Genomic DNA, 21,870 nt, shown 5'->3' with positions numbered 1-21,870 from the left:
CATGCAGGACGAGTTCAACGATCCGCTCTGGCGCCAGGTGCTGTCCGGCGCACAGATGCTGTTCGTGGCCTTCGGCGCCCTGGTGCTGATGCCGCTGATCACCGGGCTTGACCCGAACGTGGCGCTGTTCACCGCAGGCCTCGGCACCCTCCTGTTCCAGATCGTCACCGGGCGTCAGGTGCCGGTATTCCTGGCCTCGAGCTTCGCCTTCATCACCCCGATCATTCTCGCCAAGGGCCAGTTCGGCCTGGCCGCGACCATGGGCGGCGTGATGGCGGCCGGTTTCGTCTACACCTTCCTGGGCCTGGCCGTGAAGATCAAGGGCACCGGGTTCATCGACCGCCTGCTGCCGCCGGTGGTGATCGGCCCTGTGATCATCTCCATCGGCCTGGCCATGGCGCCGATCGCCGCGAACATGGCGATGGGCAAGGCCGGCGACGGTTCCGAGCTGATCCACTACCAGACCGCGATGATGATCTCGATGCCGGCGCTGCTGACCACGCTGATCGTGGCGGTGTTCGGCAAAGGCATTTTCCGCCTGGTGCCGATCATCTCCGGCGTGCTGGTGGGCTTTGCGCTGTCGTTCTGGTTCGGCGTGGTCGACACCGCCAAGATCGCCGCGGCGCCGTGGTTCGCCCTGCCGAACTTCACCGCACCGGAGTTCAACTGGCAGGCGATCCTGTTCATCGTCCCGGTGGCCCTGGCGCCGGCCATCGAGCACATCGGCGGCGTGATCGCGGTGGGCAGCGTGACCGGCCGCGACTACCTGAAGAAGCCGGGCCTGCACCGCACCCTGTTCGGTGACGGCATCGCCACCACGGCGGCCGGCCTGTTCGGCGGCCCGCCCAACACCACCTACGCCGAAGTCACCGGCGCGGTGATGCTGACCAAGAACTACAACCCGAAGATCATGACCTGGGCGGCGATCTTCGCCATCAGCCTGGCGTTCATCGGCAAGTTCGGCGCGCTGCTGCAGAGCATTCCGGTGCCGGTGATGGGCGGGATCCTGTGCCTGCTGTTCGGCTCGATCGCGGCGGTGGGGATGAACACCCTGATCCGCCACAAGATCGACCTGGGCGAGGCGCGCAACCTGGTGATCGTGTCCGTGACCCTGGTGTTCGGCATCGGCGGCGTGCTGATCGGCACCGGCAACGGCCCGGACGACTTCGGCCTCAAAGGCATCGCGCTGTGCGCGGTGGTGGCGATTGCGCTGAACCTGATCCTGCCGGGCAACGACAGCTGGAAGCACAAGAAAGCGGATGAGCCGCTGATCTGACAGCGGCTTCATCTCTGTGGCGAGGGCGCTTGCTCCCTCGCCACAGTCACAACGCCAACGGCGCCCGTTCGCAGAGGGTCGCCAGCGCCTTCGCCCACTGCGCCTCGTCATTGAGGCACGGCACCAGCACCAATTCCTCCCCGCCCGCCTCAAGGAACTGCTCCTTGCCGCGGTCGCCGATCTCCTCCAGCGTTTCGATGCAATCGGCCACGAACGCCGGGCACATCACCAGCACCTTCTTCACGCCGCTCTTGGCCAGCTCGTCCAGCCGCGCTTCGGTGTAGGGCTCGATCCACTTCGCGCGCCCCAGGCGCGACTGGAACGACACCGACCACTTGCCGTCCGCAATGCCCATGCGCCTGGCGAACTCGGCGGCGGTGCGCAGGCACTGGCCGCGGTAACAGGTGGCGACCACCTCCGGCGGCGCACCCGCGCAGCAGTCGCCGCCGCCTTCGAAACTGTGGCCCGGGTTGAGTTTCTTCAGGTGCCGCTCCGGCAAGCCGTGGAAACTCAGCAGCAAGTGGTCGTAATCCTGCTGCAGGTGCGGCCTGGCGCTGGCCACCAGCGCATCGAGGTACTCCGGCTGATCGTAGAACGGCTGCAGCACCGACAGCTGCACGTCGAGGCGCTTGTCGCGCAGCACGCGGCGGGCCTCTTCGACCACGGTGGTGGTGGTGCTGTCGGCGAACTGCGGATACAGCGGCGCCAGCGTGATGCGCTTGTGCCCCGCGGCCACCAGCCTGACCAGCGCCGACTCGATGGACGGCTCGCCGTAACGCATCGCCAACTCCACCGGGCCATGGGCCCACTGCTTCGTCATCTGCTGCTGCAGGCGGCGGCTGAGCACCACCAGCGGCGAGCCTTCGTCCCACCAGATCGAGGCATAGGCGTGGGCCGACTGCTCGGGGCGCTTGACCAGGATCAGCGACACCAGCAGACGCCGCACCGGCCAAGGCAGGTCGATCACGTAGGGATCCATCAGAAACTGATTGAGGTAGCGGCGCACGTCGGCCACCGAGGTGGAGGCCGGCGAACCCAGGTTGACCAGAAGCAAGGCGTGATCGGTCATGCAACATCCTATTTCAGAGGCGGCGGGCGATATCGTCCAGGGCCGCGCGTAAATCCGTGAACCGGAAAGTGAATCCTGCTTCCAGCAAGCGTGCCGGCATGGCCTTCTGGCCGCCGAGCAGCAGTTGCGACAGCTCGCCGAGCCCGACCTTCAGCGCCAGGGCCGGCATCGGCATGAACGCCGGGCGGTGCAGCACGCGGCCCAGGGTCTTGGCGAACTCGCGGTTGCGCACCGGTTTCGGCGCGCAGGCATTATAAGGACCGTTGGCCCCGTTGAGGTGCAGAAGAAAATCAATCAGGGCGATTTGATCGTCGACATGAATCCACGGCATCCACTGCCGGCCGTTGCCCAGCGGCCCGCCCAGCCCGAGCCTGAACGGCAACAGCAGGCGCGACAAAAAGCCGCCCTCGGCCGACAGCACCAGCCCGGTGCGCACCAGCACCACGCGGATGCCCAGGCCCTCGGCCCGTTGCGCGGTCTCTTCCCAGGCGATGCACAACTGACTGGCGAAGTCGTCGATCACCGGCGAAGCCGTTTCGTTCAGCTCCCGTTCGCCGCCGTCGCCGTACCAGCCCACCGCCGAGCCCGAAATCAGCAGCGACGGCTTCTGCGCACGGGTCTCAAGCCAGGCCAGCAAGGTTTCGGTCAGGGTGATGCGGCTGCTCCACAGCAAGGCCTTGCGCCGGTGCGTCCAGGGCCGGTCGGCGATGGGGGCGCCGGCGAGGTTGACGATGGCGTCCAGCGGCCCGTCGTCCAGGTCCTGCAACCGCGCAATGCCACGCACCTGTGCACCGCAGAGGGCGGCGACCTTTTCCGGGCGGCGGCTCCACACGGTCAACCGATGACCCTGCTGCAGCCAGTGCCGACAGAGCTGCCGCCCGATCAAACCAGTACCGCCGGTCAGCAATATGTGCATGACATCTTCCTCGCGTGGCGTTTATCCCGGATCACTAGTCTATTTTTATAGGCAGGGATCTTTTCTATCGGGCGGGCTCTATTGTTTAACAATAGGCCAAGCTGTCAGAACGAAATCGCTGGAAGTTATACCAGAAAACAAAATTGTACAGCTTTCAACCACGGCGTAGTCTGTACAGAAAGGTAAACGAGGCCCCTATGACTGTACCTATCGCAATCATCGGCACCGGCATCGCCGGACTCTCCGCCGCCCAGGCCCTGACGGACGCCGGGCACAGCGTCCAGCTGTTCGACAAGAGCCGCGGCAGCGGCGGACGCATGTCGAGCAAGCGCAGCGATGCCGGCGCGCTGGACATGGGAGCCCAATACTTCACCGCCCGCGACCGGCGCTTCGTCACCGAAGTGCAGCGCTGGCAGAGCAACGGCTGGGTCGCCGAATGGGCGCCGCAGCTCTACACCTTCCACGGCGGGCAACTGAACCTGTCGCCGGACGAACAGACCCGCTGGGTCGGCACGCCGCGCATGAGCGCCATCACCCGCGGCCTGCTCGAAGGCCTGGAGGTGCATTTCGCCTGCCGCATCACCGAGGTCTACCGCGGCGAAGAACACTGGCACCTGCAGGACGCCGAAGGCTTCACCCACGGACCGTTCAGCCATGTGGTGATCGCCACGCCGGCCCCGCAGGCCACGGCGCTGCTGGCCGCCGCACCTAAACTCGCCGGGGCCGCCGCCGGGGTGAAGATGGAGCCGACCTGGGCCGTCGCCCTGGCCTTCGAGACACCGCTGGACACCCCCATCGAAGGCTGCTTCGTCCAGGACAGCGCCCTCGACTGGCTGGCGCGCAACCGCAGCAAGCCGGGACGCGACACCACCCTCGACACCTGGGTGCTGCACGCCAGCAGCGCCTGGAGCCGCCAGCACATCGACCTGCCGAAGGAAGCGGTGATCGAACACCTGCACGGCGCGTTCGCCGAACTGCTGCACAGCGCCATGCCCGCACCGGTCTTCAGCCTCGCCCACCGCTGGCTCTACGCCCGCCCGGCGAGCAGCCACGAATGGGGCACCCTGGCCGATGCTGACCTGGGCCTGTACGCCTGCGGCGACTGGTGCCTGTCCGGACGCGTCGAAGGCGCCTGGCTCAGCGGCCAGGAAGCGGCGCGCAGGCTGCACGCGCACTTGCAGTAGCCCGGACGGCTCGCCATCGCGGGCAGGCGCGCTCCGCCGGGATGCGCTGCTCGCGCAAAAATCTATACAAACCGTTTGACTTGTACACCTTTGAATCTATGCTGAAGACAATGTTGTACAGAATTTAGATTCTGTATAGGTCTTCGATTCAAGGTGTCGCCATGCCCGACCACTGCCCCTCAGCCCCCAAGATCGCCGTCAGCGCCTGCCTGATGGGCGCCGAAGTGCGCTACAACGGCGGGCACAAGGCTTCCCGGCTGTGCACCGACACCCTCAGCGATTACTTTGAGTTCGTGCCGCTGTGCCCTGAAGTGGCGATCGGCCTGGGCACGCCCCGGCAGCCTATCCGGCTGGTGGGCGATCCGGACCATCCGCAAGCCCTCGGCACCGTCGACCGCCGGCTCGACGTCACCCAGGACCTGGCCGATTACGGACAGGCCATGGCCGCCGGGCTGGAGGACATCTGCGGCTACATCTTCATGCAGCAGTCGCCGTCCTGCGGGCTGGAGCGGGTCAAGGTCTACCACGCCAACGGCGCGCCGGTCGGCGGCGGACGCGGGATCTACGCACAGGCCTTCTGCGCCGGGCGCCCGGACTTGCCGGTGGAGGAAGCCGGACGCTTGAACGATCCGGTGCTGCGGGAAAACTTCATCACCCGGGTGTTCGCCTACCGCGATTGGCAGACCGTGGCCGCAGAGGGCCTGAGCCGCCGGGCGCTCACCGAATTCCACTCGCGCTACAAATACCTGCTGATGGCCCACAGCCCCGTCCACTACAAGGCGCTCGGCCATCTGCTGGGCAGCATGGGCCACACCGATCCGGCGACGGTCGCCCCGCGCTACTTCAGCGAATTGATGGCCGCCCTGAAAAAATGCGCCACGCGCGGCACCCACAGCAATGTGCTGCAGCACATCAGCGGCTACCTGAAGCAGGCGATCAGCGCGGCGGACAAACAGGAAATGCAGCAGGTCATCGGCCAATACCGCCACGGCATCGTGCCGCTGGTGGTGCCCCTGACGCTGCTCAAGCACCACTTGCGCCGGCATCCCGATCCTTACATCGCGCAGCAGGTGTACCTGCAGCCGCACCCCGAAAACCTGAGCTTGCGAAACGCCATTTGATGAACGCCACACCCGACACCAGCGCCCGGGAAGACCTGGGCGCGGATTTCAAGAAAGCCCTGGACGACGGCTGGTTGCCGATCCGCGAGGTGGCGCGCCAGACCGGGGTCAACGCCGTCACCCTGCGCGCCTGGGAGCGCCGCTACGGCCTGGTGGTGCCGCAGCGCACCCCCAAAGGGCACCGTCTGTACTCGGCCGAACACGTGCAGCGCATCCGGGCAATCCTCACCTGGCTCGACCGCGGCGTCGCGGTGAGCCAGGTCAAGCCGCTGCTCGACACCCCTCAAGCGTTCAACGAAACGGCGACCAGCGATTGGCAGCCACAGCTGCAGAACCTGCTGACGGCCATCACGCAATTGAACGAACGCAGCCTCGACGACGGCTTCAACCAGGCCATGGCCCTGTACCCGCCGCGCACCCTGTGCGAACAGTTGCTGATGCCGCTGCTGGCGGCGCTCGAACAGCGCTGGCAGGGCCAGTTCGGCAGCGAGATGGAGCGGGTGTTCTTTTATTCCTGGCTGCGCAGCAAATTCGGCGCACGCATCTACCATAACAATCGCCAGTTGCGCACGGCGCCGCTGCTGTTGGTGAACCAGTCGGACCTGGCGCTGGAGCCGCGCCTGTGGCTCTGCGCCTGGCTGATCAGCGGCAGCGACTGTCCGGTTCAGGTGTTCGACTGGCCGGTACCGCCCGCAGAGCTGGCGATGGCGGCCGAACACATGCGCGCGCGGGGCGTCCTGCTGTACTCCAGCAAGGCCCTGAACCTGGCGCAGTTGCCGAAACTGTTGGGCGGCGTCGGCTGCCCGACAATGATCGCCGGAGCGACGGTGCGCATCCACCACGCCGAGCTGTCCGGCAAAGCTTGCGATCACACTGATCTGTCCCTGGCCGAGGATCCCTTGTCGGCCCACCAGGGACTCCTTCAGTGCGGGTTGATCTGAATGAGGTTGGAACAAGGCACCATGCAATTGATCTGGCTGCGCAGCGACCTGCGCCGACATGACAACACCGCCCTCGCCGCTGCCGCCGGCCGGGGCCCTACCGTGGCCGTGTACCTGTTGAGCCCCGAACAATGGCTGACCCATGACGATGCCGCCTGCAAGGTCGATTTCTGGCTGCGCAACCTGCGCGCATTGAGCGCGGCCCTGGGCGAGCTGAACATTCCGTTGCTGATCCGCACCGCCACGCGCTGGGACCGGGCGCCCGAGGTGCTGCTCAAGCTGTGCCGGCAGTTGCGGATCGAGGCCGTGCACGTGAACGAGGAATACGGCCTCCACGAAAGCCGCCGGGACGCCGCCGTCGCCCTGGCCCTGCACGCCGAAGGCATCGCGTTCACCAGCCATCTCGACCAGTTGCTGTTCAAGCCCGGCAGCGTGCTGACCAAAACCGGCGGCTACTTTCAGGTGTTCAGCCAGTTCCGCAAGGTTTGCCACGAACGCCTGCACCGTTCGATGCCGTCGTTGGTGAAAGCGCCGGGCAAGCAGGCGCCGCTTGCGATCGCCAGCGATCCGGTGCCCGACGCCGTCGCAGGGTTTGCGCCTCCCGGCCCATCCCTGCGCGCCCTCTGGCCCGCCGGCGAGGCCGAAGCCCACAGACGCCTCGACACCTTTGCCGACGCGCAGATCGACTATTACCAGAGCGAGCGCGACTACCCCGCCAAGCCCGGCACCAGCCAGCTGTCCGCCTACCTCGCCGCCGGCGTCCTCTCGCCGCGCCAATGCCTGCACGCCGCGCTGCAAAGCAACCAGGGCGAGTTCGAAAGCGGCAAGGCCGGCGCCGTCACCTGGATCAACGAGCTGCTGTGGCGCGAGTTCTACAAGCACATCCTGGTGGGCTACCCACGGGTTTGCCGCCATCGCGCCTTCCGCCCGGAAACCGAAGCCCTGCCGTGGCGCGACGCGCCGGATGACCTGGCGGCCTGGCAAGAGGCGCGCACGGGCCTGCCGATCATCGACGCGGCCATGCGCCAATTGCTGGAGACCGGCTGGATGCACAACCGCCTGCGCATGGTGGTGGCGATGTTCCTGACCAAGAACCTGCTGATCGACTGGCGCGAGGGCGAGCGTTTCTTCATGCGCCACTTGATCGACGGCGACCTGGCGGCGAACAACGGCGGCTGGCAGTGGAGTGCCTCGACCGGCACCGATGCGGCGCCCTACTTCCGCATTTTCAATCCGCTGAGCCAGTCGGAGAAATTCGACGGCGAAGGCGTGTTCATCAAGCACTGGCTGCCGCAACTGGCCGGGCTGAACAAAAAGGACGTGCACAACCCCGCCGCCCTCGGCGGCCTGTTCGGCGTGGCGGACTACCCGGCGCCGATCGTCAACCTGGGCACCTCGCGGGAGCGGGCGCTGGCGGCCTTCAAGAACCTGCCGTCCCGCTCGTCTACAGGAGAGGGCCATGAGTGAATTCCTGCGCCGCTTCGCCCGCGGGTTCGCCGAACTGGACAAAGACAACCTGCACCGCCTCGGCGACCTGTACAGTGACGACATCCATTTCACCGATCCGCTGCACGAAGTGCAGGGACTGACGCAATTGCGTGAATTGTTCGGCGAACTGTATGCCAATGTCAGCGAACTGCGCTTCGACTTTCACGGTTTCGACCAGATCGGCGACTGCGAGGGCTATCTGCGCTGGGTCATGACCTACCGCCATCCGCGCCTGGCGGGCGGGCGGCCGATCCGGGTCGGCGGCTGCTCGCACCTGCTCTGGCGCGACAAGGTTTACCGCCACCGGGACTATTTCGATGCCGGGGCGCTGCTTTATGAACATCTGCCCGTATTGGGCCGGGCGATCGCTTGGCTGAAAAGGAGAATGGGATGAATCGTCGTACGCTTGCGCGACGGTACTGGCTGACCGGTGCCAGCAGCGGCATCGGTGCGGCATTGGCCGAGGAAATTCTGAAAACCGGGGCGCATGTGGCGGTCAGCGCCCGCCAGACCGCGCCGCTCAAGGTGTTGGCGCAACGCTATCCGGGCCAGGTGCTGGTGGTGCCGGGCGACCTGACGAACAGCCAGACCGTGCGGGAAATCGGCGAACGGATCGCCGAAGACTGGGGTTCGCTGGACACGGTGATCCTCAACGCCGGCACCTGCGAATACGTCGATGCCCATCAGTTCGACGCCTCGATCGTCGAACACGTGGTGCGCACCAACCTGCTCGCCACCAGTTACTGCATCGAAGCCGCCCTGCCCCTGCTGCGCAAGGGCACCGCACCGCACCTGGTGGGCATGGCCAGTTCGGTCACCTACTTGCCGCTGCCCAGGGCGGAGGCCTATGGCGCCTCGAAGGCCGGCCTGCGTTACCTGTTCGAATCGCTGCGTATCGACCTGGCGGACGAAGGCATCGAAATCACCGTGGTCAGCCCGGGGTTCGTCGATACGCCCCTGACCGCGCAAAACGACTTTCCGATGCCGTTGCGCTGGCCGGCGGACAAGGCCGCCCGGCACATCTTCGCCAGCCTGCGGGAACGTCCGCTGGAGATCGCCTTCCCCGCGCTGTTCATGGCGGCGCTGTGGCCGCTGTCGAAGCTGCCGGCGCGGGCGCAGCTGGCGATCGTCAAGCGCATGGTGCGCAGCACGCCGCCGCTCAAGGACGCCACGTGAACATCGCCGTCGTCGGCAGCGGCATCGCGGGCCTGACCTGCGCGTACCTGCTTGCCCGACGGCACGACGTCACCCTGTTCGAGGCCGCCGACCGCATCGGCGGCCACACGCACACGGCGCAGGTGACGGTCGAGGGGCGCGAGTACGCGGTGGACACCGGCTTCATCGTGTTCAACGACAGGACGTACCCGAACTTCATGCGCATCCTCGGGCAACTGGGCGTGCGCTTGCGGCCCACCGAAATGAGCTTTTCGGTGACCGACCCGGACACCGGCCTCGAATACAACGGCAACAACCTCGACAGCCTGTTCGCCCAGCGCCGAAACCTGCTCTCGCCGGGCTTCTGGGGCATGCTGCGCGACATCCTGCGCTTCAACAGATCCGCGCGCAGGGATCTGGCCGAACGGCGCATCGCCGCCGACACCACCCTGGACGACTACCTGAAGGCCGGCGGCTACGGCGAGCGTTTCATCCTGCATTACATCGTGCCGATGGGCGCGGCGATCTGGTCGATGCCCATGGCCGGGATGCTCAGGTTTCCGTTGCGGTTCTTCGTGCGCTTCTTCGAGAACCACGGGTTGCTGTCCGTCGGCGACCGCCCGCAATGGCAGGTGATCGAAGGCGGCTCAAACGCCTACCTTGCGCCGCTGAGCGCTTCGTTCCGGGACAGGATCCGCCTGGGCTGCCCGGTCGAGCGAGTGAGCCGCGACGGGCACGGCGTCGATCTCCACAGCCCCGCCGGCCGCGAACGTTTCGACAAAGTGGTGCTGGCCTGCCACAGCGACCAGGCCCTGCGCCTGCTCGAACAGCCCAGCGCCGCCGAGCAGTCGGTGCTCGGCGCCCTGCCCTACGCCGACAACGAAGTGGTGCTGCACACCGACACCCGCCTGCTGCCCAGACGCAAGCGGGCCCGGGCCAGCTGGAACGTGCGCCTGGGCGGTGCCGGCGATGCCCTGCCGGCGGTCACCTACGACATGAACATCCTGCAGGGCATACAGAGCGACACCACGTTTTGCGTCAGCCTCAACCAGAGTGCCGCGATTTCCCCGGCCAAGGTACTCGCCCGCTACCTCTATGCGCATCCGCAGTTCAGCCTGGCGGCGGTGGCCGCCCAGGCACGCTGGGCCGAACTCGATGGCCAGCGCCACACCCACTACTGCGGCGCCTACTGGGCCAACGGCTTCCACGAAGACGGCGTGGCCAGCGCCTTGCGGGTGGCGGCCGCATTCGGGGAACGGCTGTGAACAGCGCCCTCTACAGCGGCTGGATCACCCACCGGCGGTTCACCCCTTGCCGCCACACGTTCCGTTACCGGATCGGCCTGCTGTACCTGGACCTGACCGAGCAAGAGACCGTGCTCGGGCTCTCGCCGCTGGCGGGGCGCAGCCGGTTCGCCCCGTTCTCGTTCCGCGAGCGCGATTACCTCAAGGCGTTCACCGAACCCGGCGAACGCCTGAGCGACGCCGTGCGCCGCCAGGTCGCCCTCGCCATCGGCCATGAGCCGCAAGGCACGATCCACCTGCTGACCCAGCCCCGAAGCTTCGGCCTGGCGTTCAATCCGGTGAGTTTCTTCTATTGCCACGAAGCCTGCGGCCGGTTGGCGGCGATTCTCTGCGAGGTCAGCAACACGCCGTGGCGCGAGCGCTACCACTACGTGCTGCCGGCCCGGCCTGCGGACCGGCCGGACAGTCACCGGCATTTCACGGTGGCCAAGGCATTCCATGTGTCGCCGTTCCTGCCGCCGGATCTTGAGTACCGCATGAGCTTCAGCCCCGTCGGCCAGTGCCTCGGCGTGCACATGGCCGACTGGCAGGGCGGCCGCAAGCTGTTCGACGCCACCCTCGACCTGCACCGCGAGACGCTCGACCGCCGCGGCCTGCACCGCTACCTGCGGCGGTTCCCGTGGATGACCGGCAAGACCGCCGTGACGATCTACTGGCAGGCCCTGTGCCTGCTGCTCAAGCGTGCGCCGCTGTTCGCCCATCGGGCCGCCGACGGCCATTGGCGCACGGCCACCCTCCCTGCCGAGGAACACCGCCATGAAATCCCCTAGCGTTTCGGCCAGGACCGGCCTGCTCTCCGTCCACGGACTGAGCGGTTCCCTGCTGCGCCGAGGCGTGCTGCGCCAGTTGGGGCGGATCCGGCACGGGCAACTGGTGCTGGTCGAGGACGGTCTTCACCAGACCTTCGGCACCGCCGGCAGCGGGCCGACCGGCGAGATCCACGTGCACGATGCGGCGGTCTGGGGCATGGTCGCGGCCAATGGCTCGATCGGTTCCGGCGAGGCCTACATCCAGGGTCACTGGAGCTCGCCCGACCTGACGGCCGTGGTGAGGGTGTTCGTCAGCAACCTCGACGTGCTCGACGGCATGGAACGCGGAATGGCGCTGCTCGGGCGCCCGCTCGTCCGCACCCTGCACTGGCTCAACCGCAACACGCACAAAGGCTCGCAGCGGAACATCGCCGCCCACTACGACCTGGGCAACGACCTGTTCGAGCAGTTCCTCGACCCGACCATGATGTACTCGGCGGCGCAGTTCCTGCACCCCGACGACAGCCTGGAACAGGCGCAACTGAACAAGCTGGAGCGGATCTGCCAGAAGCTCGCGCTCACGCCCGGCGACCACCTGCTGGAGATCGGCACCGGCTGGGGCAGCATGGCGCTGTACGCCGCGCAACGGTACGGCTGCCGGGTGACCACCACGACGCTGTCCAAGGCGCAGTACGCGTTCACCGCCGCGCGCATCGAACGCCTCGGCCTGCAGGACCGGGTGACCTTGTTGCTCAAGGACTACCGCGACCTCACGGGGCAATACGACAAACTGGTGTCGATCGAGATGATCGAGGCGGTCGGCCACCAGTTCCTGCCGACCTACTTCAAGCAATGCGCGCACCTGCTCAAAAGCAACGGCCTGATGCTGCTGCAGGCGATCACCATCCGCGAGCAGCGCTACGAACAGGCCAGGCGCGGGGTGGACTTCATCCAGCGCTACATCTTTCCCGGCGGCGCCCTGCCCTGCGTGCAGAAGATGCTCGAAATCGTCAGCCGCGACACCGACATGAACCTGTTGCACATGGAAGACTTCGGCCTGCACTACGCCCGCACGCTGCGCCTGTGGCACGAGAACTTTCGCCGCGCCCGGGGGCCGCTGACCGACCTGGGCTACGACGACGGTTTTCTGCGGATGTGGGAGTTCTACCTGTGCTACTGCGAGGGCGGCTTCCTGGAGCGCACCATCGGCACCGCCCAGTTGCTGCTGGCCAAGCCGGCCGCCATGCCGGCGCCGCTGCTGGGACGCTTCGATGCCTGAACGCCTGGCCAACGCCGTCCTGTTCCAGATCGGCTGGCTGGCCTGCGTGCTCGGCGGCAACAGCCTGTGGCTGCTCGTGGCGCTGGCGGTGCTGGTGATCCACCTGCGCTGGGTCAGCAGTTGGGCGGCGGAAGGCCGGCTGATCCTCTGCGTGGTGATCGTCGGCACCGGCGTAGACAGTGTGCTGCGGGGATTGGGCGTGTTCGAGTTCCGGGATCCGTCGCCGCTGATCCCGCTGTGGCTGATGCTGCTGTGGGCGCTGCTGGGCACCACGCTGCGCCATTGCCTGCAATGGAGCGCAAGGCCGTGGTGGCGGGCGAGCCTGCTCGGCGCGGCGGGCGGTGCGCTGTCGTACGGCGCCGGCGGGCAGCTGTCCGGCGTGGGGTTCGCTTACGGGCAATGGCCGACCCTGATCGGCATCGGCCTGCTGTGGGCGCTGCTGTTCCCGCTGCTGCACGGGATGGCCCGGCGCCTTGACGGCGACGCCACCCCCTGACCGGCCGGTTACAGCGGCATCGTGTAATGCAGCGAGTAGCTCTCTACCCCGTCGTTGCTGCTGGCGAGGCCGGCGTTGGAGTAGTGCGTCGCGCGGATCCCGACCTCATGCCCGCCATTGAAGCGCAGGCCGAAACCGAAGCGGTCCTCGAACTGGAAGGCGCCGCCGATGTTGTTGTCTTCGTACTTGGTGTTGGAGAACACCGCAACGCCGATCCCCGCCTCGACATACGGCTTGACCGACTGGCCGGCAAACTCATAGACGAACACCGGCGAGAACGACAGGCTGTTGTTGCTGGAGGTCTTGTCGCCTTCCCAATAGGTGTAGGCGCCGCTCCAGTAGCCGGTCAGGCGACCGACATCGCTCTGCAGCCAGCTCTTGTCCCAGTCGAAGTTCATGCCCAGGCGGTAGGTCATGGTCGAATCGCTGGTCGCCCCGACCCCGAACTCCACCCCGGCGGCTTGTGCGGTAAAACTGTGCCCCATCAGTGCGGCCGCAATCGCGGCCAAGCAGAATAGTCGCTTCACTTGAAACATCCTTTCCGAACGGTCGTATGGTTGTTATGTGACTCAACGCTATAGAAGTCCGCGCTTAAACTGAAGTTCAGCTTATTTTTCGGTTATCACACAGTTTTCTTACAAACCCAAGCTTTGCACATCGTCAGACGTTTGCCCCAGCAATGGCAGGACGTTTCTGAAAGCCTGCGGATCGCCGCTGGTCCAGAACCGCGCCGGGCGGCTCGGCCCTTCGGCGAGCGCGCCGCGTTCGGCCAACAGCCGCTGAAGCTGCCGGGCCACGGCAGCGCCGGTGTCGATGAGGCTGATGTCCGCAGGGAGCAAGGTCGCGAGCATCGGCTTGAGGAACGGATAGTGGGTGCAGCCGAGGATGATCGTGTCGCAGCCGGCGGCCAGCAGCGGCTCGACGTAACCGTACAGCATCCGGCGCAGCGCATCGCTGTGCAGGTCGCCGCCTTCGATCAGCTCCACCAGGCCCGGGCACGGTTGGGTGATGACCTTCACGTCCGTGGCGAAGCGGTCGAGCAGTGCGGCGAACTTGGCGCTGGCCAGGGTGCCGGTGGTGGCCAGCACACCGACCACGCCGCTGCGGGTGGCGGCGGCGGCGGGCTTGACGGCGGGTTCCATGCCGACGATCGGCCAGTCGGGGAAGTCCCGGCGCAGGTCGGCCACGGCGGCCACGGTGGCGGTGTTGCAGGCGAGCACCAGCGCCTTGGCGCCCTGCTCGCGGAAGAAGGCGGCCATCAGGGCGCAACGCCGGCGGATGAACTCCGGGGTCTTCTCGCCGTAGGGAATGTGGCCGCAATCGGCGAAGTACAGGATCGATTCGCCGGGCAGCAGACGCTGGATCTCGGCCAGCACCGACAGACCGCCGACGCCGGAGTCGAACACCGCGACAGGCGCCTCACGCATCGCGCGAACCGCACACGCTGCACCCCGGATCGCGCTTGACCCGCAGCTCACGGAAACGCGAACCCAGCGCATCGATCAGCAGCAGGCGCCCCACCAGCGGTTCGCCGAACCCCGCCAGCAGCTTCATCGCCTCCAGCGCCTGAAGACTGCCGACCAGGCCCACCAGCGGCCCGACCACACCGGCCTCGCTGCAGGTCAGTTCGGCTTCGCTGCCGTGCCCGTAGAGGCAGTGGTAGCACGGGCTCTCGGCCCGGCGCGGGTCGAACACCGACAACTGCCCTTCGAGGCGGATCGCCGCGCCGCTGACCAACGGCTTTTTGGCTGCGACGCAAGCGGCGTTGACCGCTTCGCGGGTGGAAAAGTTGTCGGAGCAGTCGAGCACCAGATCCACCGCCGCCACCGCTGCGGCGAGGGAATCTTCGTCCAGGGCCTGACGGTGCGGCACGAGGCGGATCTGGGGGTTGATCGCCCCCAGCCGCTTGAGCGCCGAGTCGACCTTGGTCATGCCGACGCTGTCGGTGTCGTGGATGATCTGGCGTTGCAGGTTGGTCAGGTCGACCGTGTCGAAATCCGCCAGGTGCAGCTCGCCGACCCCCGCCGCCGCCAGGTACAGGGCGACCGGTGCGCCGAGCCCGCCGAGGCCGATGATCAGTGCCCGACTGTCCTTGAGCCGCAGCTGGCCGTCGATGTCGACGTGCTGCAGCAGGATCTGCCGGCTGTAGCGCAACAATTCCTGATCATTCAGCACGGCAGGCGCCCCAGGCTGATCCGTTGATGGCCGCCCAGGTCGGTGCGGCTGTGAACCTCTTCGAAACCGCGGGTCAGCAGCAGGTCGCGCACGGCTTCGGCCTGATCATAGCCGTGTTCGAGCATCAGCCAGCCACCGGCCTCCAGATGCTGCGGCGCCTGGGCGACGATCAGGCGCAGGTCGTCGAGCCCGTCGGCGCCGGCCACCAGCGCGCTGGCCGGCTCGAAGCGCACGTCGCCTTCGGCCAGGTGCGGATCGGCGGCGCGGATGTACGGCGGGTTGCTGATGATCAGCCCGAAGCGCTGGCCTTCCAGAGAACTGAACCAATGGCTGCTCAGCACCTTGGCGTTGCAAAGGTTCAGGCGCTGACGGTTGCGCTCGGCCAGGGCCACGGCCTCCAGCACGCGGTCCACGGCGGTGACCTGCCAGGCCGGGCGCTCGCTGGCCAGGGCCAGGGCGATGGCGCCGGTGCCGGTGCCGAGGTCGAGGACGCTGGCCGGGGTCGCCGGCAGCAGCTCGAGGGCGGCCTCCACCAGCAGTTCGGTGTCCGGACGCGGGATCAGGGTGTGCGGCGCCACTTCCAGGTCGAGTTTCCAGAACCCTTGCTGACCGAGGATGTAGGCCACCGGCTCGCCGCTGCGGCGGCGCTGCAGGTATTCGGTGAACACCAGCACCGCCTCGCTCGGCACGATGCGCTCGGGCCAGGTGTGCAGGAAACTGCGCGGCTTGCCCAGGGCGGCGGCCAGCAGCAGCTCGGCGTCCAGGCGCGCGGTGGGCGAATCGGGCAGTTCGGCGGCGCGCAACAGGCTGGCGATGATGGTCATTTATTCACCTATCGCTGCGAGCTGGTCGGCCTGGTATTCGGCCAGCAGCGGTTCGATCACCGCCTCGACGCCACCGGCGAGGATTTCGTCGAGGGAATACAGGGTCAGGTTGACGCGGTGGTCGGTGACCCGGCCCTGGGCGAAGTTGTAGGTACGGATGCGCTCGGAGCGGTCGCCGGAGCCCACCAGCAGCTTGCGCTCGCTGGCGATGGCATTGGCGGCCGCAGCGGTCTGCTGGTCGTTGAGCTTGGCCGACAGCCAGGCCATCGCCCGCGCCCGGTTCTTGTGCTGGGAGCGCTCTTCCTGGCATTCGACGACGATGCCGGTGGGCAAGTGGGTGATGCGGATCGCCGAGTCGGTCTTGTTCACGTGCTGACCGCCGGCCCCGGAGGAACGGTAGGTGTCCACGCGCAGGTCCGCCGGGTTGATCTCGATCGCTTCCTGCTCGTCCGGCTCCGGCAGCACCGCCACGGTGCAGGCCGAGGTGTGGATGCGGCCCTGGGATTCGGTGGCCGGCACGCGCTGCACGCGGTGGGCGCCGGACTCGAACTTCAGCTTGCCGTAGACGTTGTCGCCTTCGACCCGGGCGATGACTTCCTTGTAGCCGCCGTGCTCGCCCTCGTTCTCCGAGAGGATCTCCACGCGCCAGCCGCGCTTTTCGGCATAGCGCGAATACATGCGGAACAGGTCGCCGGAGAAGATCGCCGCTTCGTCGCCGCCGGTGCCGGCACGGATCTCGAGGAACACGTTGCGCCCGTCGTTCGGGTCCTTGGGCAGCAGCATGCGCTGCAGATCGGCCTCAAGGACCACCAGTCGCTCCTTGGCTTCGCGGACTTCTTCCACGGCCATTTCGCGCAGGTCCGGGTCGCTGTCCTTGAGCAGCGCCTGGGCGCCTTCGAGGTCGCCTTGCACGCTGAGCAGCTTCTTGTAGGCCTCGACGACCGGCTCGACTTCCGCGTATTCCTTCGAATAGGTGCGGAACTTGGCCTGATCGGAAATGACTTCGGCGTCGCCCAGCAGCGCCGTCAGTTCCTCGAAACGTTCCTGGAGAGTCTCCAGCTTATTGAGCAGTGACGCTTTCATTGCGGTTTTTTATCCGAAAAGCTATCCGGTGAGCCCTCAAGGGCAAAGAGTTCCTGGGCCATGGCCAGCGCATCGAGGCGGCCTTCGGCAGAAAGCTTTTTCAACTGCACGCTCGGCGCGTGCAGGAGTTTGTTGGTCAGGCCCCGGGCCAGCTGGCCCAGCACGTCTTCGGCGTTGCCGCCGTTGGCCAGCGAGCGCAAGGCCTTCTGCAGCTCTTCGTCGCGCAGGCGCTCGCTCTGTTGACGATAGGCCTTGAGCACGTCGACCGCCGCCAGTTCGCGCAGGCGCGCCATGAAATCGTCGGCGCCGACCGAGACCATCTCCTCGGCGGCCTGGGCGGCGCCCTGACGGCTCTTGAGGTTCTCGGCGACCACTTCGTGCAGGTCGTCGACGCTGTACAGATAGACGTCGTCCAGCTCGCCCACTTCCGGTTCGATGTCCCGGGGCACGGCGATGTCGACCATGAAGATCGGCTTGTGCTTGCGCTGCTTCAGCGCGCTTTCCACCGCGCCCTTGCCCAGGATCGGCAACTGGCTGGCGGTGGAACTGATGACGATGTCGCTGCGCACCAGCTCCGCCGGGATGTCCGACAGCAGCACCGCGTGGGCGCCGAACTGCTCGGCCAAAAGGCTGGCGCGCTCCAGGGTGCGGTTGGCCACGACGATGCGCTTGACCCCCAGTTCGTGCAGGTGGCGGGCGACCAGGGTGATGGTCTCGCCGGCGCCGATCAGCAAAGCCTGGCTGCGCTGCAGGTCGCTGAAGATCTGCTTGGCCAGACTGACGGCGGCAAAGGCCACGGACACCGGGTTCTCGCCGATGGCGGTGTCGGTGCGCACCTGCTTGGCGGCGTTGAACGTCGCCTGGAACAGGCGCCCCAGCAGCGGGCCGATGGTGCCGGCCTCGCGGGCCACGGCGTAGGCCGACTTCATCTGGCCCAGAATCTGCGGCTCGCCGAGCACCAGCGAGTCGAGCCCGGAGGCGACGCGCATCATGTGACGAACGGCCGCATCGTCTTCGTGCACATAGGCGCTGGCGCGCAGCTCGTCGAAGCTCAATTGGTGGTATTCGGCCAACCAGCGCAGCACGATCTCCGCCGACAGGTGATCCTGTTCTATATAGAGTTCGCTGCGGTTGCAGGTGGAGAGGATCGCCGCTTCGCGGCTGTCGGTGAGCCGGCAGAGCTGCTGCAGGGCCTCGACCAGCTGCTCAGGGGTAAAGGCCACGCGCTCGCGGACGTCTACTGAAGCAGTCTTGTGGTTGATACCGAGTGCGAGGAAGGCCATTCAAGGTCGCTGATGGTGACGTGAAGCCGGCAATTGTCCTACTTCGAAAGATCCAGAACAACTACCGCCGACTATTGTCTCCATTGCCGGCCCCTATAATGGCCACAATCGAGACTCGGTTATGTTTGGCCGAAGGCTTGTGTCATGATGATCCGACCGCAGGTTAGTCGCCACTTCCCCCATATGAATAGATCTTCCGCGTTGTTCCTCGCTATTGCCTTCCTCAGCGGCTGCCAGTCCCTGGCCCCCGTTTCGACGGACGGCACCCCGCCGGTCGAAGACACGGCCCCGGCGCCCGAAAAGGCCAAGGTCTACAGCTCGTTCAGCGAGGAAACCGTCTTCAGCCTGTTGAGCGCCGAACTCGCCGGCCAGCGCAACCGGTTCGACATCGCCCTGGACAACTACGTGACCCAGGCCATCAACACCCAAGACCCGGGCGTCTCCGAGCGGGCGTTCCGCATCGCCGAGTACCTGGGCGCGGACCAGCCGGCCCTCGACACCGCCCTGATCTGGGCGAAGAACGCCCCGGACGACCTCGAGGCGCAACGCGCCGCCGCCGTGCAGTTGGCGCGGGCCGGGCGCTATGACGACTCGATGGTCTACATGGAGAAAGTCCTGCAGGGCAAGGGCGACACCCATTTCGACTTCCTGGCCCTGTCGGCCGCCGACACCGACCAGGAAACCCGCAACGGCCTGATGAAAAGCTTCGACCGGCTGCTGCAGCGTCACCCGCACAACAACCAGCTGATCTTCGGCAAGGCCTTGCTGCTACAGCAGGACGGCGACAACAAAGGCGCGCTGACCCTGCTGGAGGACAATCCGCCGGAGGACGGCGAGATCGCCCCGATCCTGCTGCGCGCCCGCCTGCTGCAAGGCATGAACCGCGGTGACGAAGCCCTGCCGCTGCTGCAGAAGAGCATCCGCAAATACCCCGACGACAAGCGCCTGCGCCTGACCTATGCGCGCATGCTGGTCGAGCAGGACCGGATGGACGACGCCAAGGCCGAGTTCTCCTCCCTGGTGCAGCAATACCCTGAAGACGACGAACTGCGCTACTCCCTGGCGTTGGTGTGCCTGGAGGCCAAGGCCTGGGAAGAGGCCAAGGGTTACCTGGAAGACCTGATCGCCCGGGAAAGCCATGTCGATTCGGCGCACCTGAACCTGGGCCGCATCGCCGAGGAGCGCAACGACCCGCAAGGCGCCCTGATCGAGTACGCCCAGGTCGGCCCGGGCAACGACTACCTGCCGGCGCAGCTGCGCCAGGCCGACATCCTGATGAACAACGGCAAGACCGCCGAGGCCCTGAGCAAACTGGCCGTCCAGCGCGACGAACAGCCGGACTACGCGATCCAGCTGTACCTGATCGAGGCCGAGACCCTGTCCGCCAACAACCAGGGCGACAAGGCCTGGAAAACCCTGCAGCAAGCCTTGCAGCAGTACCCGGACGACCTCAATCTGCTCTATACCCGTGCCATGCAGGCAGAAAAGCGCAACGACCTGGCGCAGATGGAAAAGGACCTGCGCCTGATCATCAAGCGCGACCCGGACAACGCCATGGCGCTCAACGCCCTGGGCTACACCCTGTCCGACCGCACCACCCGCTACGCCGAAGCCAAGGCCCTGATCGAACAGGCGCACCAGCTCAATCCGGAAGACCCGGCGGTGCTCGACAGCCTCGGCTGGGTCAACTTCCGCCTGGGCAACCTCGACGAAGCCGAACGCTACCTGCGCCAGGCCCTGGAGCGCTTCCCCGACCACGAAGTCGCCGCGCACCTGGGCGAAGTGCTGTGGACCAAGGGCAACCAGCGCGAAGCCAAGCAGATCTGGGGCAAGTTCCTCAAGGATCAGCCCGACAGCACCATCCTGCGCAGCACCATCAAGCGCCTGACCGGATCCGAGACCCTATAACCCATGTTTTTGCGCCACCTCATCGTTTTCAGCTTCATCGCCCTGCTCGCCGGTTGCGCAGGCTTCGGCGCCCGTGAATCGGTCGAAGGCCACGGCAACCCGGCCCAGTGGCGCGAGCACAAGCAGCAACTGACCGGGCTCGACGGCTGGCAGATCGACGGCAAGATCGGCATCCGCGCACCGAAGGACTCCGGCAGCGGCACCCTGTTCTGGCTGCAGCGCCAGGACTACTACGACATCCGCCTGTCCGGCCCGCTGGGCCGCGGCGCGGCACGCCTGACCGGGCGGCCGGGCAAGGTTTCGCTGGAGGTCGCCAACCAGGGCCGCTACGACGCGCAGTCGCCGGAAGCCCTGCTCGAGGAGCAACTGGGCTGGAAACTGCCGGTGTCCAACCTGGCCTGGTGGGTGCGCGGCCTGCCGGCGCCGGACAGCAAGAGCCGCCTGACCCTCGACGCCGACAGCCGCCTGGCCAACCTGGACCAGGACGGCTGGCAGGTCGAGTACCTCAGCTATGCCGAGCAGAACGGTTTCTGGCTGCCCGAGCGGATCAAGCTGCACGGCACCGACCTGGACGTGACCCTGGTCATCAAGACCTGGCAACCGCGCAAGCTGGGGCTGTGAACATGACGGCCCCTCGCCTGACCCTGCCGTCTCCGGCCAAGCTCAACCTGATGCTGCACATTCTCGGCCGCCGCGACGACGGCTACCACGAACTGCAGACGATCTTTCAGTTCCTCGACTACGGCGACGAGATCACCTTCGCCGTGCGCGACGACGGCGTGATCCGCCTGCACACCGAATTCGACGGCGTGCCCCACGACAGCAACCTGATCGTGCGCGCGGCGAAAAAGCTTCAGGAGCAGTCCGGCTGCGCGCTGGGCATCGACATCTGGATCGACAAGATCCTGCCGATGGGCGGCGGCATCGGCGGCGGCAGCTCGAACGCGGCCACCACCCTGCTGGGCCTCAACCACCTCTGGCAGTTGGGCTGGGACGAAGACCGCCTGGCCGGCCTCGGCCTGTCGCTGGGCGCCGACGTCCCGGTGTTCGTGCGCGGCCGCGCGGCGTTCGCCGAAGGCGTGGGCGAAAAACTCACACCGGTCGAGCCCGCAGAACCGTGGTACGTCGTGCTGGTTCCGCAAGTCTCTGTAAGTACGGCAGAAATTTTTTCCGATCCGTTGTTGACACGTAACACACCGCCCATTAAAGTGCGCCCCGTTCCCGAGGGAAACAGTCGAAATGACTGCTTGCCGGTGGTTGCAAGGCGTTATCCAGCAGTACGTAACGCTCTGAATTTGTTAGGTAATTTCACCGAAGCAAAACTCACCGGAACTGGAAGTTGTGTGTTTGGGGGCTTCCCAAGCAAAGCTGAAGCTGATAAAGTCTCGGCCCTTCTGACAGAGACCCTTACAGGGTTTGTAGCCAAAGGCAGCAACGTTTCGATGTTGCATCGCAAGCTACAGAGCCTGCTCTAACGGAACCAAGTGCACGGCACTTGCAGCAACAGATACAGGGGCGTCGCCAAGCGGTAAGGCAGCAGGTTTTGATCCTGCCATGCGTTGGTTCGAATCCAGCCGCCCCTGCCATTTTCCTATACTCATCCAGGTATACCCTCAGCC

Annotated in this window: 22 protein-coding genes and 1 tRNA gene; 15 read left to right on the top strand and 8 right to left on the bottom strand. The window is 66.3% G+C overall.

Going from position 1 to position 21,870, the window contains the following annotated elements; translation table 11 throughout:
* Position 1 precedes the first annotated feature (1 nt).
* Entirely contained in the window at positions 2-1,276 is a 1,275-nt protein-coding gene (locus KVG96_RS01960) for a uracil-xanthine permease family protein (RefSeq protein WP_217890622.1), read from the top strand.
* A gap of 46 nt (positions 1,277-1,322) precedes the next feature.
* Here KVG96_RS01960 and hemH read toward each other — a convergent pair whose 3' ends face one another.
* Positions 1,323-2,345 carry a ferrochelatase gene (hemH, locus tag KVG96_RS01955; protein WP_217890621.1) on the bottom strand — a complete coding sequence of 341 codons (1,023 nt, stop codon included), beginning with the start codon at positions 2,343-2,345 and terminating at the stop codon, positions 1,323-1,325.
* 13 nt (positions 2,346-2,358) lie between these two features.
* Positions 2,359-3,261, bottom strand: a complete 903-nt coding sequence (locus KVG96_RS01950; protein WP_217890620.1) for a TIGR01777 family oxidoreductase — start codon at positions 3,259-3,261, stop codon at positions 2,359-2,361.
* 197 nt (positions 3,262-3,458) lie between these two features.
* Here KVG96_RS01950 and KVG96_RS01945 point away from each other — a divergent pair, with 197 nt between their 5' ends.
* From KVG96_RS01945 to KVG96_RS01900, 10 genes are all read left to right on the top strand, one after another.
* On the top strand, positions 3,459-4,445 hold the full coding sequence (locus KVG96_RS01945) for an NAD(P)/FAD-dependent oxidoreductase (protein ID WP_217890619.1): 987 nt from the start codon (positions 3,459-3,461) through the stop codon (positions 4,443-4,445).
* 161 nt (positions 4,446-4,606) lie between these two features.
* Positions 4,607-5,566, top strand: coding sequence for a YbgA family protein (locus KVG96_RS01940; protein WP_217890618.1), 960 nt, complete (start codon positions 4,607-4,609; stop codon positions 5,564-5,566).
* Positions 5,566-6,507: a MerR family transcriptional regulator gene (locus KVG96_RS01935; RefSeq protein ID WP_217890617.1), complete on the top strand. Its 942-nt coding sequence runs from the start codon at positions 5,566-5,568 to the stop codon at positions 6,505-6,507. Before KVG96_RS01940 ends, KVG96_RS01935 begins: the two co-directional genes overlap by 1 nt.
* Before the next feature lie 21 nt (positions 6,508-6,528).
* Positions 6,529-7,974 carry a deoxyribodipyrimidine photo-lyase gene (phrB, locus tag KVG96_RS01930; RefSeq protein WP_217890616.1) on the top strand — a complete coding sequence of 482 codons (1,446 nt, stop codon included), beginning with the start codon at positions 6,529-6,531 and terminating at the stop codon, positions 7,972-7,974.
* Entirely contained in the window at positions 7,967-8,389 is a 423-nt protein-coding gene (locus tag KVG96_RS01925; protein ID WP_217890615.1) for a nuclear transport factor 2 family protein, read from the top strand. Before phrB ends, KVG96_RS01925 begins: the two co-directional genes overlap by 8 nt.
* Positions 8,386-9,171 carry an SDR family NAD(P)-dependent oxidoreductase gene (locus tag KVG96_RS01920; protein WP_217890614.1) on the top strand — a complete coding sequence of 262 codons (786 nt, stop codon included), beginning with the start codon at positions 8,386-8,388 and terminating at the stop codon, positions 9,169-9,171. The genes KVG96_RS01925 and KVG96_RS01920 overlap by 4 nt, the downstream gene beginning before the upstream one ends.
* Positions 9,168-10,415 carry an NAD(P)/FAD-dependent oxidoreductase gene (locus tag KVG96_RS01915; RefSeq protein ID WP_217890613.1) on the top strand — a complete coding sequence of 416 codons (1,248 nt, stop codon included), beginning with the start codon at positions 9,168-9,170 and terminating at the stop codon, positions 10,413-10,415. Before KVG96_RS01920 ends, KVG96_RS01915 begins: the two co-directional genes overlap by 4 nt.
* Positions 10,412-11,224, top strand: coding sequence for a DUF1365 domain-containing protein (locus KVG96_RS01910; protein WP_217890612.1), 813 nt, complete (start codon positions 10,412-10,414; stop codon positions 11,222-11,224). The genes KVG96_RS01915 and KVG96_RS01910 overlap by 4 nt, the downstream gene beginning before the upstream one ends.
* Positions 11,211-12,482: an SAM-dependent methyltransferase gene (locus KVG96_RS01905; RefSeq protein WP_217890611.1), complete on the top strand. Its 1,272-nt coding sequence runs from the start codon at positions 11,211-11,213 to the stop codon at positions 12,480-12,482. Before KVG96_RS01910 ends, KVG96_RS01905 begins: the two co-directional genes overlap by 14 nt.
* Positions 12,475-12,978, top strand: coding sequence for a DUF2878 domain-containing protein (locus KVG96_RS01900; RefSeq protein ID WP_217890610.1), 504 nt, complete (start codon positions 12,475-12,477; stop codon positions 12,976-12,978). The genes KVG96_RS01905 and KVG96_RS01900 overlap by 8 nt, the downstream gene beginning before the upstream one ends.
* A gap of 8 nt (positions 12,979-12,986) precedes the next feature.
* Here the strand turns inward: KVG96_RS01900 and KVG96_RS01895 are convergent, their stop codons facing one another.
* The 6 genes from KVG96_RS01895 to hemA all read right to left on the bottom strand — a co-directional run bounded on the left by KVG96_RS01895 (position 12,987) and on the right by hemA (position 18,343).
* Entirely contained in the window at positions 12,987-13,505 is a 519-nt protein-coding gene (locus KVG96_RS01895) for an acyloxyacyl hydrolase (RefSeq protein ID WP_085584723.1), read from the bottom strand.
* 108 nt (positions 13,506-13,613) lie between these two features.
* The gene (gene murI, locus KVG96_RS01890) at positions 13,614-14,405 is read right to left on the bottom strand and encodes a glutamate racemase (RefSeq protein WP_217890609.1); all 792 of its coding nucleotides are present in this window, start codon (positions 14,403-14,405) and stop codon (positions 13,614-13,616) included.
* Entirely contained in the window at positions 14,398-15,153 is a 756-nt protein-coding gene (locus KVG96_RS01885) for a molybdopterin-synthase adenylyltransferase MoeB (RefSeq protein ID WP_217890608.1), read from the bottom strand. Before KVG96_RS01885 ends, murI begins: the two co-directional genes overlap by 8 nt.
* Positions 15,147-15,977, bottom strand: coding sequence for a peptide chain release factor N(5)-glutamine methyltransferase (gene prmC, locus KVG96_RS01880; protein WP_217890607.1), 831 nt, complete (start codon positions 15,975-15,977; stop codon positions 15,147-15,149). The genes KVG96_RS01885 and prmC overlap by 7 nt, the downstream gene beginning before the upstream one ends.
* Positions 15,978-17,060, bottom strand: coding sequence for a peptide chain release factor 1 (gene prfA, locus KVG96_RS01875; protein WP_217890606.1), 1,083 nt, complete (start codon positions 17,058-17,060; stop codon positions 15,978-15,980). It abuts the gene before it with no gap.
* Positions 17,057-18,343, bottom strand: coding sequence for a glutamyl-tRNA reductase (gene hemA, locus KVG96_RS01870; protein WP_217890605.1), 1,287 nt, complete (start codon positions 18,341-18,343; stop codon positions 17,057-17,059). Before hemA ends, prfA begins: the two co-directional genes overlap by 4 nt.
* 183 nt (positions 18,344-18,526) lie before the next feature.
* Between hemA and KVG96_RS01865 the strand changes: the two genes are divergently transcribed.
* From KVG96_RS01865 to KVG96_RS01850, 4 genes are all read left to right on the top strand, one after another.
* Positions 18,527-20,251 carry a tetratricopeptide repeat protein gene (locus KVG96_RS01865; protein WP_217890604.1) on the top strand — a complete coding sequence of 575 codons (1,725 nt, stop codon included), beginning with the start codon at positions 18,527-18,529 and terminating at the stop codon, positions 20,249-20,251.
* Positions 20,252-20,254: 3 nt separating this feature from the next.
* On the top strand, positions 20,255-20,872 hold the full coding sequence (gene lolB / locus KVG96_RS01860; RefSeq protein ID WP_217890603.1) for a lipoprotein insertase outer membrane protein LolB: 618 nt from the start codon (positions 20,255-20,257) through the stop codon (positions 20,870-20,872).
* A gap of 2 nt (positions 20,873-20,874) precedes the next feature.
* The gene (gene ispE, locus KVG96_RS01855; RefSeq protein ID WP_217890602.1) at positions 20,875-21,726 is read left to right on the top strand and encodes a 4-(cytidine 5'-diphospho)-2-C-methyl-D-erythritol kinase; all 852 of its coding nucleotides are present in this window, start codon (positions 20,875-20,877) and stop codon (positions 21,724-21,726) included.
* Between the two features lie 36 nt (positions 21,727-21,762).
* A tRNA-Gln gene (locus tag KVG96_RS01850) sits at positions 21,763-21,837 on the top strand.
* The last annotated feature ends 33 nt before the right edge of the window (positions 21,838-21,870 follow it).

It is taken from the genome of Pseudomonas ekonensis (assembly GCF_019145435.1).
GTDB classification, from domain to species: Bacteria; Pseudomonadota; Gammaproteobacteria; order Pseudomonadales; family Pseudomonadaceae; genus Aquipseudomonas; species Aquipseudomonas ekonensis.
This window is presented reverse-complemented; position numbering and strand designations above follow the sequence as displayed.

Excerpts from the sequence above, each read along its gene's own strand:
- KVG96_RS01960 (WP_217890622.1), top strand. The coding sequence starts at position 2 with ATGCAGGACGAGTTCAACGATCCGCTCTGGCGCCAGGTGCTGTCCGGC.
- hemH (WP_217890621.1), bottom strand. The coding sequence starts at position 2,345 with ATGACCGATCACGCCTTGCTTCTGGTCAACCTGGGTTCGCCGGCCTCC.
- KVG96_RS01950 (WP_217890620.1), bottom strand. The coding sequence starts at position 3,261 with ATGCACATATTGCTGACCGGCGGTACTGGTTTGATCGGGCGGCAGCTC.
- KVG96_RS01945 (WP_217890619.1), top strand. The coding sequence starts at position 3,459 with ATGACTGTACCTATCGCAATCATCGGCACCGGCATCGCCGGACTCTCC.
- KVG96_RS01940 (WP_217890618.1), top strand. The coding sequence starts at position 4,607 with ATGCCCGACCACTGCCCCTCAGCCCCCAAGATCGCCGTCAGCGCCTGC.
- KVG96_RS01935 (WP_217890617.1), top strand. The coding sequence starts at position 5,566 with ATGAACGCCACACCCGACACCAGCGCCCGGGAAGACCTGGGCGCGGAT.
- phrB (WP_217890616.1), top strand. The coding sequence starts at position 6,529 with ATGCAATTGATCTGGCTGCGCAGCGACCTGCGCCGACATGACAACACC.
- KVG96_RS01925 (WP_217890615.1), top strand. The coding sequence starts at position 7,967 with ATGAGTGAATTCCTGCGCCGCTTCGCCCGCGGGTTCGCCGAACTGGAC.
- KVG96_RS01920 (WP_217890614.1), top strand. The coding sequence starts at position 8,386 with ATGAATCGTCGTACGCTTGCGCGACGGTACTGGCTGACCGGTGCCAGC.
- KVG96_RS01905 (WP_217890611.1), top strand. The coding sequence starts at position 11,211 with ATGAAATCCCCTAGCGTTTCGGCCAGGACCGGCCTGCTCTCCGTCCAC.
- KVG96_RS01900 (WP_217890610.1), top strand. The coding sequence starts at position 12,475 with ATGCCTGAACGCCTGGCCAACGCCGTCCTGTTCCAGATCGGCTGGCTG.
- murI (WP_217890609.1), bottom strand. The coding sequence starts at position 14,405 with ATGCGTGAGGCGCCTGTCGCGGTGTTCGACTCCGGCGTCGGCGGTCTG.
- prmC (WP_217890607.1), bottom strand. The coding sequence starts at position 15,977 with ATGACCATCATCGCCAGCCTGTTGCGCGCCGCCGAACTGCCCGATTCG.
- prfA (WP_217890606.1), bottom strand. The coding sequence starts at position 17,060 with ATGAAAGCGTCACTGCTCAATAAGCTGGAGACTCTCCAGGAACGTTTC.
- hemA (WP_217890605.1), bottom strand. The coding sequence starts at position 18,343 with ATGGCCTTCCTCGCACTCGGTATCAACCACAAGACTGCTTCAGTAGAC.
- KVG96_RS01865 (WP_217890604.1), top strand. The coding sequence starts at position 18,527 with ATGAATAGATCTTCCGCGTTGTTCCTCGCTATTGCCTTCCTCAGCGGC.
- lolB (WP_217890603.1), top strand. The coding sequence starts at position 20,255 with ATGTTTTTGCGCCACCTCATCGTTTTCAGCTTCATCGCCCTGCTCGCC.
- ispE (WP_217890602.1), top strand. The coding sequence starts at position 20,875 with ATGACGGCCCCTCGCCTGACCCTGCCGTCTCCGGCCAAGCTCAACCTG.